Genomic DNA, 11,651 nt, shown 5'->3' on the forward strand with positions numbered 1-11,651 from the left:
TATGTTCAGAAAAGCTTTATCAGCCTATAAATTATTTATCTTTTTATCTCTTCTTATGACATCGCTGATGCTGGCTAGCTCGCTGTTGCAGCCCTTGTATTTAAAAGATGTTTTGAATGCTCTTTTATCAGGAAATCGAGAAGAAATCTATCGTTTAGGGGCTTGGTTGCTGGGTTTTGGTTTGGTTGGCCTGCTTGCTGGCGGGGCAAATGTGACCCTGGCAGCCTATATTGCGCAAGGTGTGTCGTCAGATTTACGTGAAAAAACCTTTCGGAAAATCCAGACTTTCTCTTATGCCAATATTGAACAGTTCAATGCGGGGAATCTAGTCGTCCGAATGACCAATGACATCAACCAAGTGCAAAATTTGGTCATGATGATGTTTCAGATTTTATTCCGCCTGCCTATTTTATTTTTAGGTTCCTTTATTTTGGCGGTGGTGACCATTCCTTCCTTGTGGTGGGTCATTGTCCTGATGGTCTTTTTGGTCTTCTTTTTGACAGGAGTGATGATGGGTTTGATGGGTCCACGCTTTGCCAAATTCCAAGTTCTCTTAGAAAAGATCAATTCGATTGCCAAAGAAAATCTGCGTGGCGTCCGTGTCGTCAAATCTTTCGTGCAGGAGAGAGAGCAGTATCAGAAATTTACGCAAGTTTCAGATGAACTTCTAGAGCAAAATCTCTTTATTGGATACGCCTTTTCGATCGTTCAACCAATGATGATGATCGTCGGCTACGGGGCTGTCTATCTGACCATGTGGCTCTTGTCTAGCATGATACAGATGGATCCAGGCTTGGTTAGCTCGATTGTTTCTTTCATTTCTTATTTGAATCAAATCATGTTTACTATTATCATGGTTGGCTTTTTGGGCAATACCGTTACGCGTGCTATGGTTTCGATTCGGCGGATCAAGGAGGTCTTGGATACAGAGCCAGCGATGACCTTCAAGCATGAAGCTGAAGAAGATCTGGAAGGTAGTCTGGTCTTTGACCATGTGACCTTTACCTATCCGACAGATACAGAGCCCATGCTCAAGGATATTAGCTTTGAAGTCAAACCAGGAGAGATGATTGGTGTTGTCGGAGCGACAGGAGCAGGAAAATCAACTCTGGCCCAGCTCATTCCACGTCTTTTTGATCCTCAGGAAGGTTCTATCAAGATTGGCGGCAAGGACTTGCGAGACATTAGTGAAGCTTCGCTGAGAAAAAATGTCTCTATTGTTCTGCAAAAAGCTATTTTATTTAAGGGAACGATTGCGGACAATCTGCGTCAAGGAAAGCAAAATGCCAGCCTGCCAGAATTAGAACAGGCGGCGCGCATTGCTCAGGCAAGCGAGTTTATCAATCGCATGGAAGATACCTACAACAGCCAGGTCGAAGAACGGGGAAATAATTTCTCTGGCGGACAAAAGCAGAGAATGTCCATCGCGCGTGGTGTCGTCAGCAGTCCCAATATTCTTATCCTAGATGACTCGACTTCCGCTCTGGATGCCAAGTCCGAAAAGCTGGTTCAAGAGGCGCTGAACAAGGATTTGAAGGGAACAACAACCATTATCATTGCCCAGAAGATTAGCTCCGTGGTTCATGCGGACAAGATTTTGGTGCTAGATCAAGGGCGTTTGATTGGGCAAGGTAGACACGCAGACTTGGTTGCTACAAATGATGTCTACCGAGAAATTTATGAGACTCAAAAAGGAAAGGAGGACTAAGATGAAGACAGCAAAATTTTTCTGGCAATATTTCAAACAGTATAAACTGGCCTTTTTGGTCGTCATGATTATGATTGTTATCTCTACGGTTTTACAGGTTCTCTTTCCGATTTTCACTGGTCTCGCCATCAGTGAGCTGGTGGAGTTGGGCAGTGCTTTTGCGAATGGCAAGCTTGCTTCAGGTGATGTTTCAGCCTTTGCCGCTTTCCAAGGAATCATGTGGAATTTGGCGCTGGCTTTCATCTTCCTTTCGCTATCTAGCTTGATCTACATGCTATTGATGAGTCGGATCATTTCTTACTCAACCAATGAAATGCGTAAGGGTCTCTTTGGAAAATTGGCTCGCTTGACCGTTTCCTTCTTTGACCGCCATCAAGACGGGGATATCTTGTCGCGTTTTACCAGCGATTTAGATAATATCTTGCAGGCTTTCAACGAGAGCCTAGTCCAAGTGATGAGCAATATCGCTCTTTACATTGGTCTGATTATCATCATGTTTATGCGGCATGCGACCTTGGCTTGGGTGACGATTGCCAGTACGCCAGTAGCCATCATTGTCTTGGTGTCCATCGTCAAGCTGGCTCGCAAGTACACAGACTTGCAGCAAAAAGAAGTAGGTCAACTCAATGCTTATATGGATGAGACGATTTCCGGCCAGAAGGCAGTTATTGTGCAGGGAATGCAAGAAGAAGTGATCAAGGGCTTTGTCCAACAAAATGATAAGGTTCGGTCAGCAACCTTTAAAGGACGCGCTTTTGCTGGCTTGCTCTTTCCTGTCATGAATGGAATGAGCCTGATCAATACGGCTATCGTGATTTTTGTGGGTTCAGCCATTATGCTCAATGATCCTAATGTGAAGACCTCAGTAGCCATTGGTCTGATTTCAACCTTTACACAGTTTTCTCAACAATACTATCAGCCTATCATTCAGGTTGCGGCAAGCTGGGGAAGCCTGCAGCTGGCTTTCACTGGTGCGGATCGGATTCAGGAAATGTTTGATGCGCCTGAGGAAGTGCGCCCGCAGAATGCTCCAGCCTTTACCGAGCTGAGAGAAGGCGTCGAGATAAAGCATGTGGATTTCTCTTATGTCGAAGGTAAGCCGATTTTGAAAGATGTTTCCATTTCAGCGCCAAAAGGTAAGATGATTGCCGTTGTAGGACCGACAGGATCAGGGAAGACGACCATCATGAACCTGATCAATCGTTTTTACGATGTGGATAAGGGCAGTATCGAATTTGACGGGCGCGATATCCGAGATTATGACTTGGATAGCTTGCGCAGCCATGTAGGTATCGTTTTGCAAGATTCTGTCCTGTTCAGCGGAACCATTCGAGACAATATCCGATTTGGAGTACCGGATGCCAGTCAGGAGATGGTTGAAATCGCTGCGCGTGCTACCCATATTCACGAGTATATTGAAAGCTTGCCTGATAAATACGATACAATCGTAGATGATGATCAAAACATCTTTTCAACAGGTCAAAAGCAATTAATTTCAATCGCTCGAACCCTTTTGACCGATCCTCAAGTGCTGATCTTGGATGAGGCCACCTCCAATGTTGATACGGTAACCGAGAGCAAGATCCAGAGCGCGATGGAGGCCATTGTGGCAGGGCGAACCAGCTTTGTCATCGCTCACCGTCTAAAGACCATATTAAATGCGGACCAGATTATTGTCTTAAAAGATGGGGAAGTCATTGAAAGAGGCAATCATCATGAATTGCTGCATCTAGGCGGCTTCTATTCTGAGCTCTACCACAATCAATTTGTATTTGAATAAATATATACAGAAACGGAGGTATTTCATGAGGCTACCTTCGTTTTTGTTTTTGATATTCATTTATCTCGCCCTAAAAATCAGAAGCTAAAAAAGTCTGTCGTTTAGCCTCTGATTGATTAGAGGATTCAAGAAACGTTTTGCTTTTTCGCTTGATTATAATATAATAAACGTAAGTGAAGTGTTAGTAAGTATAGGTGACTAGGAGATGGGAATGGGATCAAGTAAGGGGAAAAAGAGGATTCAGACTTGCCAGAAATGCGCTCTCTGGTCTATTTTTGTGCTGGCAATCTGTTGCCTTGCTTTTATTTATGCTAAGGCTAGTATGCCCGATAGCAATCAAATGAAAATCGGGGCAACCTATATGACCATGAACAATGATTTTTATCAAACCTTGAATGCTGAATTGGAGAAAAAAACCAATCAGCAGGGGAGTCGGCTCTATGTTCGTGATTCGGAGTTGGATGAGAAAAAGCAGAGCCAGCAAATTGCTTATTTTATCAAAGAGAAGGTGGATGTCATCGTCATCAATCCAGTAAAGAGTGACAGCCCAGCTATTGTCAGGGCTTTGAATGAAGCTAAAAAAGCTGGCATTCGCATTATCGTGGTAGATGCGCCGATGAGCAAGCAAGTAGCCGTTGATACGACTATCGTGTCGGATAACTATCAAGCGGGAGTTTTGATTGCTAAAGATATGATGGGTCGGCTTTCCGAAGCGGATATTCTCTTACTTGAACACCAGAATGCCATCTCAGCTATGGATCGGCTACAGGGTTTTCTGGATACCATCAAGGGACATCCAAGCTATCGAATCGTTTCTCAGCTGGAGACTTTGGGACAGACCGAAGAAAGCATGCCCCAGGTCAAAAATGCCTTGGACAATGGCTTGAAATTTAACGTTGTTATGGCTCTTAATGACCGTGCAGCAATTGGTGCCTTGGCAGCAATCAAGGACCAAGGTGTGACAGAAAAAATTTATATCTATGGGGTTGACGGCTCTCCAGATATTAAGAATTTTTTAGCCAATACGAATGACATTCAAGGAACAGTGGCCCAGTCGCCTATTCAGATGGGACGAAAGGTGGCAGAAGTGATTGAGCTGCTGCGGGAAGAGAAGTCGTGTGATAGACAGTATTTGATACCAGTCCGCTTGATAAACAAGGACAATATCAGCGAGTATACAGTTACAGGGTGGCAGTAATGAAACCAAACAAAAGCATTTTTTACAGTAAAATAGCTCTGATGGTCATCAATTTTATAGCCATTGTCTATAATGCTTCGATTTACCTTTTTGCAACTAATTATGTCGTAACAAGAGGCTTCAGTCACTCGCTTTTGGAACGCTTAGATGCCATTCCAGGATCTCCCAGTTTCATTTTTCTGATTTCCATAATCTTTTATGCCTGCCTATTGCTGGTGATGTACTATCGGGAAAAGCATCCCAATCAGCTATCCGTTTATGATAAGGTGACCATGATTGAGATTTTACTGATGCTGGTCATCTTTACTGCTTTGCATTCGTCTTACAATGGGTTGATTCTTCTTGTTTTTGCAGATATTTTCTATGGATCTAAGGAGTTCAATGCCTCCAAGGACAAAAAATACTGGTTCTCCTTTATTATCTTGAGTTTCAGTATGTTGCTATTGTCAAACTATGACCTGCTGTCACTCTTTGTCAAACTGCCTTCATTGGATACCTATATTCGTTTTTATCCAGAATCTATACGTTTGCTGTTGCTTTTTGGTAAGAACTTTCTTTTCTCCCTCAATATTGTCGTCTTTATGATTTCCTTGCTCTTTTATATCATGTCGGCGATTACAGAACGGCACCGGATTGAGGAGGAGCTTCGCATGGCTTCTCAGGCCAATCGGGAGCTGAATAGCTATCTAGCCTTATCGGAAAAAATTGCTGAAGACCGAGAAAGAAAGCGGATTGCCCGTGAGATTCATGATACACTGGGGCATGCTTTGACGGGTATCTCAGCGGGAATTGATGCCATCAAGGTATTAGTGGATATTGATACCGAGCGGGCCAAAGAGCAGCTCAACAATGTCTCGGTCGTCGTTCGTGACGGGATTCGGGATGTTCGAGGCTCGCTCAATAAAATGCGGCCAGGCACTCTGGAGAATAATAGTCTGAAAGAGGCTTTGCTCAAGATCATCCGAGAGTATGAAGCCATTTCCAATTTGGATATCCATTTTCTCTATGAATGGGATACTATCGATTTAGACATTGCTAAAGAAGATATTGTGTTCCGTATTGTTCAGGAATCAATTACCAATTCTGTGCGTCACGGGCATGCTAAGACCGTTTGGATTGAGTTATTAGAAAAAGAAAATTATATTATGACCATTCGAGATGATGGTGTGGGGTTTGATGAATTGCATTATGGCTATGGTTTGAAGCAAATGCAGGAACGATTGGCTATTATCGGCGGGAAGGTTCATTTTGAAAATCGAGAAGGTTTTTATACCTACATTGAAATCCCTAAAATAGGAGGTTGGAATGATTAAAGTTTTAATTGCAGACGATCAGGCCTTGATTCGTGAGTCTCTGCAAATCATTCTGTCTGCCCACGCAGATATTGAGGTAGTCGGGACAGTCGGAGACGGCAAGGAAGTGCTGGAAAAGCTTCATCGAGTGCGCCCAGATGTGATTTTGATGGATATTCGCATGCCAGTCATGGACGGTGTGCTCTGTACCAAGGCTGTCAAAGAGCAGTATCCAGATGTTAAGATTATCATTCTGACGACCTTTGATGACGATGAATTTATCTTCTCCGCTCTCAAATACGGTGCCTCTGGCTACATTCTAAAAGGGGTCTCGACAGAAGAGCTTCACGAAGCCATTCAGACAGTCTATCGGGGCGGAGCCATGATCAATCCCAATATTGCCACCAAGGTCTTCAAAATCTTTTCACAGATGGCCCAGTCCAACTTTGCTATCACGGTGTCAGAGGAAAATGTAGAGGACATGAGCCGGACGGAGTGGAAGATTATCCAGCAGATTGGCTTTGGGATTTCCAATAAAGAAATTGCGGCCAAGCTTTATCTGTCGGAAGGGACCGTGCGCAACTACCTATCAGGGATTCTGTCTAAACTGAATTTGCGTGACCGAACTCAGTTGGCTATTTGGGCGGTTCAGACAGGAGTGACCCAGCGAGACTTTAGCAAGGGAAGTGACAAATGAAGTGGCGATTCAGGCATTTGATGCTTCTTGTTTTAGTTATTGTTTCAGGTGTTTTAAGCTTTGCTCTCTGGTCGTCTAGCCATGAAAAAGTCCTGCGCATCGGTGTCTATGCGGGCTCGAGCTGGGATGTTCCAAATAGTCGTGAAAACAAGGTCTTGGACAACCTGATTAAAAAGTTTGAAAAGACACATCCCCATGTCAAGGTCGTCTACGAAAGCGGGATTCCCAAGAAGGATTATGCTGACTGGCTGGCAGAGCAAGTCTTAAAAGGCGAACAGCCGGATCTTTTTATGATGCCAGAAAATGACTTTAGTATGTTGGCTTCTGCTGGTGCCCTCAAATCCTTGGATACCCTTTTAACGGATGATGAACGGACAGCCTTTTATCCCGTCGCTTATGAAGCTGGGCAATATCAGGGAGTCAGCTATGCTCTTCCAGTCGAGAGCAATCCTATCATGATGTGTGTTAATAAAGATCTGCTTGAAAAAGAAGGAATTAGCATTCCTGAGTCAGGCTGGACTTTGGCGGATTTCTATGAGATTTGCAAGAAAGTAACCAAGGATACCAATGGCGATGGTGTGGTGGATCAGTACGGTATTACAGATTATACTTGGCAGCAGGCTCTGGTAGCTTACGGCGGCCATCTGACCGATAAATCCGGTATCAATGTAGACAGCCCAGAGATGCACCAAGCCTTGGCCTTTATGAGCAAGCTGGACATGCTCAGCCAGCACTATAAGGTGACTTCTCATGACTTTGATGAGGGACGGGTGGCCTTCTATCCCATGAGCTTGGCTCAGTATCGGACCTACAAGCCTTATCCTTATCATGTTGCCAAGTATTCTAGCTTTTCTTGGACCTGTATCCCCATGCCGACAGCCAACAGTAAGGTGATGGGAACACAGGTCAAGACCTCCCTCTTTGGCATGTCTTCCAACACTAAGCAAGAGAAGCTGGCTTGGGAATTTATGCTCTTGTTGTCACAGGACAAAGAGAGCCAGCAGACCTTGTTTGAAAAATCGCAGGGAACTTCAGTCTTGCCCTCCGTAGTGAAAAGTCAGCAAACCAAACAAATTCTGCAGGCAGATGACTTCGGCTTGGATTCTCTGACTTCTGAGAGGCTAGATAGTATGATGGAGCGTTCTATCATAGATATTGGACAAGCAGTCGATCGGCAGACCTTGGAAAGACTTGATTATTTGATTAAGGAAGCTCTGGGAAATCAAGAAATTGACAGTACCTTGCCGAGCATTCAAAGAGAAATAGAAAGCAGATAATTTTCTGCTTTCTTTTTTATTTCTAATTAAGTCAGAAAGAAAGTAACGGATGACTAGACCAATATGACATTTGTCACATCTAAACTCACATTTGTCATCTTTTCAAAGTGACATTTGACAATAGGGAAGCGATTTCATTTTGTGTACAATAGAATCAAGAAAATAAGGAGGCAGGAAAGATGAAATATCTTGTACTGGTCAGTCACGGGGGGCTAGCTGAAGGCGTACAAAGCTCCTTGAAGATGTTTGCTGGTGATAAAACAGACCAAATCATCGCTGTAGGTCTGAAAGAGGGGAAATCAGTTGATGATTTTACTCTTGATTTCCGCCAAGCCTTGGCAGGTTTAGAAGCAGAGGATTCTGTCTTGGTTTTGGCCGATATTGTAGGAGGCAGTCCTTTGACCACAGCCGCTAGTGTCTTAGCGGAATTGGGTAAATTGGATTCGGCAGTCATTCTTGGAGGACTGAATCTGACAATGGGGCTCACTGGGCTTGTGATGAAGGATATGCTGGAAGGCAAAGACCTTGCTCAGACGATTCTTTCAGAAGCGACGGCAGCCTTGCAGGAGTTTGAAGTCTCATCAGACGATGATGAGGAAGACGACAATATTTAAAAAGTTATTCATTTACTAAATTAGATAGGAGATTCAAAATGGTAGTAACATTTGTACGGATTGACGACCGCATGATCCACGGTCAAACGGTCACTCGTTGGGCTAAGGAATATCCTTGCGATGGGCTGATTGCAGTCAATGATGCAGCGGCAAGCAACAAAGTTTTGATCCAAGCCTACAAAGGGGCTTCTGACAAGAAAACTTTCGTTTGGACCAAGGAAGCCTTCAAGGAAAAATCTGGCAAGGTAACCGAATCTGACAGCCGTTATTTCTTGATTACTAAAAATCCGATTGATATGAAAGAAATCTTGGTGGACCAAGGCTTTGTGCCAGGTAATGTCAAAGAAATCATCGTCGGGCCAGCCAATGATCGTCCGGGAGCTGTCAAGCTGGGCAACAATCAATCCATCACGCAAGAAGAAGCTGAAGCGATTGAAGCGATTGAAAAAGCAGGTTATAAGGTAAAATTCCAGCTACTTCCAGACGTTTCTATCGGTTACTGGAGCGATTTCAAATCTAAATTTGGTTTTTAAACAGGAGCAGAAGTTAAGCAGTGCAAAGTTTTGGACTTTCGATAGCCTTGCCAGGCAAGGTCTGTTTGAGGGATTTGGAACTGAGATCCTGCTACTGCTCAATCTTACTTAAAGGAGAAAGATTATGACAATTTCTTGGTTGCAAGCCGCAATCCTCGGTATCTTTGCTAGTTTGTCTTCTATGCCGGGTATGGGTGGCTCAAGTATTGGTAACTATACACTTGGACGTCCGCTTGTCGGAGGCCTCGTCTGTGGTTTGATTTTAGGAGATGTGAGCCTCGGGATTATCTGTGGGGTAGCCATGCAGTTGGTGTATATCGCGCTGGTAACACCTGGCGGTACTGTTTCGGCCGATGTCCGTGCAGTTTCTTATATCGGTATTCCTTTGGCAATGGTTGCGATCAAGTCACAAGGAATTTCAGATGCGCAGCAGGCTGCTGACTTTGCAAAATCAATGGGTGTGCTGGTTGGTACGCTGGGAACTGTTCTCTTCTACGGAACAGCAACGATGAACTTGGTATGGCAACACATGGGCTGGAAAGCGGTCGAACAGGGAGAATACAAAAAATTGTATGCAGTTGACTGGTATTTGCCATGGGTTTCCCACTTCCTCTTCTCTTTCTTGCCAACACTGATTCTTTGCCGTTACGGTGCTGATGCCGTTACAGCTCTGAAAGATGCCCTCCCAATGGATGGTCTACCAATGAAAACCCTCTTTACAGTAGGTTCTCTCCTTCCATGTGTCGGTATTGCGATTCTCTTGAAACAAATCGTTGAAAAGGTGACAGACTTTGTCCCATTCTTCGTTGGCTTTACCTTGGCTGCTTCACTTGGTCTCAACCTTGTGTCTAGTGCAGTTGTATCACTAATCTTTGCCCTGCTCTTCTATGAAGTACAGATGGCGAAAAATGTCAAAGCTAGTGCTGTGGCAGTAGGTGATTTTGACGATGATGATGAGGAGGACATCTAAGATGGCAACTAAAAAAATATCTAAAAAAATACTGACCAAATCATTCCACCACTGGTACTATGGTCACTTGACCTGCTTCTCTCAAGAGCATATGCAGACTTTTGGTTATTTGACCTCTATGCTGCCAATCGTGGAAGAATTGTACGATACAAAAGAAGAGCAAGCACGTTCTATGCACACTTATACAGCCTTCTTCAACACGGAACCTCAGCTGGGTACCCTAGTCGTTGGGATCACAGCTGGTTTGGAAGAAGCGCGTGCCAATGGTGCAGAAGCAGTAAATGACGAAACCATCAACGGACTTCGGGCTGGCTTAATGGGGCCGGTTGCCGGTATCGGTGACTCTCTGATCGTTGGAACCTTGATTCCAGTTATTTTGGGGATCTCAATGGGGCTTTCAAATGGAGGCTCACCTGTCGGTGCCATCTTCTATATCCTAGTTTGGAACCTGCTGGCTTATTTCGGTATGCGTTTTGCTTACTTTAAAGGCTATGAATTGGGAGACAAGGCTGTTGAATTCTTAGTAGGAGAACAAGGGCAAGCTATCCGTAAATCTGTTGGGATTGTCGGTGGAATGGTTATCGGTGCTGTTGCAGCGACTTGGGTACCTATCAAAACTTCCTTCCAATTGACCAATCCGGGTGAAAAAGAGCCTTACCTTGTCTTACAAGATAAATTAGATGGTGTTTATCCAGGTCTCTTAACAGCTGTCTTTATCGTATTTTGCTGGTGGCTCATGGCCAAGAAGAACCTTTCTCCAATCAAAGTGATGCTCATTCTAGTTGTTATCGCCTTCCTTGGAGTACTGGCTGGCTTCTTTAATCCAGGTCTCCAATATTAAGAAAAAGAGGGAAAATCATGACAGAACAAGAATTGATTCAAGGCTATGAAACAGAAATTCAATACCAGAAGCATATGATCGAAAATCTCGGACGCTGGTTTAGTCTTTTCTTTACCATTGCCAGTATCGGTTTTGTCCTGATCTATCTCTTTCATCGAACCAATCTGCTTCTGTTCATCGTAGGAGTCATCTTAGCTATTTTGGGAATTCTTGTCATGCTGGTCTTTGGCTATGGCATCTACAAGGGTAGACTAAATCTTCAAAAGGTTATTGATGATTTTGAAGAGAAACTGAAGTTAGCTCAATAATGTTTCCAATTAATTTCCCCCAAAAACTTTGTCATTCGGCAAAGTTTTTTCTTGACTATTTCTGACCAAGTGATAAAATAATAACTATAGATTAGCACTCTTTGTTGTAGAGTGCTAAAATTCAATCTTTGGAGGAATAAAGATGTTAAAACCATTAGGTGACCGTGTGGTCTTAAAAGTAGAAGAAAAAGAACAGAAAGTTGGTGGCTTTGTCATTGCTGGTGCAGGACAAGACGCGACAAAAGAGGCAAAAGTCATCGCAGTTGGCAAAGGCATCCGCACGCTCAACGGAGAATTGGTCGCACCAAGTGTTAAGCCAGGTGATAAGGTTTTAGTTGAAAGCCATGCTGGCATTGAAGTCAAAGATCAAGATGAGAAATTCTTGGTTGTTGGGGAAGCAAGCATTCTTGCAATTGTGGAGTAAAAATCTAAG

12 protein-coding genes are annotated in these 11,651 nt (G+C 43.8%); all 12 read left to right on the forward strand.

Going from position 1 to position 11,651, the window contains the following annotated elements:
- Window position 1 precedes the first annotated feature (1 nt).
- Window positions 2–1,708, forward strand: a complete 1,707-nt coding sequence (locus tag D8790_RS00800) for an ABC transporter ATP-binding protein (protein WP_125387240.1) — start codon at window positions 2–4, stop codon at window positions 1,706–1,708.
- 1 nt (window position 1,709) lies between these two features.
- Window positions 1,710–3,488, forward strand: a complete 1,779-nt coding sequence (locus D8790_RS00805) for an ABC transporter ATP-binding protein (RefSeq protein WP_125387241.1) — start codon at window positions 1,710–1,712, stop codon at window positions 3,486–3,488.
- A 211-nt stretch (window positions 3,489–3,699) separates the two neighbouring features.
- Window positions 3,700–4,686 carry a substrate-binding domain-containing protein gene (locus tag D8790_RS00810; RefSeq protein ID WP_125387242.1) on the forward strand — a complete coding sequence of 329 codons (987 nt, stop codon included), beginning with the start codon at window positions 3,700–3,702 and terminating at the stop codon, window positions 4,684–4,686.
- Entirely contained in the window at window positions 4,686–5,999 is a 1,314-nt protein-coding gene (locus tag D8790_RS00815; RefSeq protein WP_125382837.1) for a sensor histidine kinase, read from the forward strand. Before D8790_RS00810 ends, D8790_RS00815 begins: the two co-directional genes overlap by 1 nt.
- Window positions 5,992–6,675 carry a response regulator transcription factor gene (locus D8790_RS00820; RefSeq protein WP_061908824.1) on the forward strand — a complete coding sequence of 228 codons (684 nt, stop codon included), beginning with the start codon at window positions 5,992–5,994 and terminating at the stop codon, window positions 6,673–6,675. The genes D8790_RS00815 and D8790_RS00820 overlap by 8 nt, the downstream gene beginning before the upstream one ends.
- Window positions 6,672–7,952, forward strand: coding sequence for an ABC transporter substrate-binding protein (locus D8790_RS00825; RefSeq protein ID WP_125387243.1), 1,281 nt, complete (start codon window positions 6,672–6,674; stop codon window positions 7,950–7,952). Before D8790_RS00820 ends, D8790_RS00825 begins: the two co-directional genes overlap by 4 nt.
- A gap of 179 nt (window positions 7,953–8,131) precedes the next feature.
- Window positions 8,132–8,566, forward strand: a complete 435-nt coding sequence (locus tag D8790_RS00830) for a PTS sugar transporter subunit IIA (protein WP_125387244.1) — start codon at window positions 8,132–8,134, stop codon at window positions 8,564–8,566.
- 38 nt (window positions 8,567–8,604) lie between these two features.
- A complete protein-coding gene (locus D8790_RS00835) occupies window positions 8,605–9,099 on the forward strand; it encodes a PTS sugar transporter subunit IIB (protein ID WP_125382829.1) in 495 nt (164 codons plus the stop codon).
- 124 nt (window positions 9,100–9,223) lie between these two features.
- Window positions 9,224–10,069 carry a PTS mannose/fructose/sorbose/N-acetylgalactosamine transporter subunit IIC gene (locus tag D8790_RS00840; RefSeq protein ID WP_005591586.1) on the forward strand — a complete coding sequence of 282 codons (846 nt, stop codon included), beginning with the start codon at window positions 9,224–9,226 and terminating at the stop codon, window positions 10,067–10,069.
- Between the two features lies 1 nt (window position 10,070).
- Window positions 10,071–10,910 carry a PTS system mannose/fructose/sorbose family transporter subunit IID gene (locus tag D8790_RS00845; protein ID WP_125387245.1) on the forward strand — a complete coding sequence of 280 codons (840 nt, stop codon included), beginning with the start codon at window positions 10,071–10,073 and terminating at the stop codon, window positions 10,908–10,910.
- 17 nt (window positions 10,911–10,927) lie between these two features.
- Window positions 10,928–11,218 (forward strand): hypothetical protein, encoded by a 291-nt coding sequence (locus D8790_RS00850; protein ID WP_005591588.1) that lies wholly within the window; start codon window positions 10,928–10,930, stop codon window positions 11,216–11,218.
- 142 nt (window positions 11,219–11,360) lie between these two features.
- Window positions 11,361–11,642, forward strand: a complete 282-nt coding sequence (gene groES, locus D8790_RS00855) for a co-chaperone GroES (RefSeq protein WP_125387246.1) — start codon at window positions 11,361–11,363, stop codon at window positions 11,640–11,642.
- Window positions 11,643–11,651: the final 9 nt, after the last annotated feature.

The organism is Streptococcus cristatus (assembly GCF_003943535.1).
In the GTDB taxonomy this organism is placed as follows: Bacteria; Bacillota; Bacilli; order Lactobacillales; family Streptococcaceae; genus Streptococcus; species Streptococcus cristatus_L.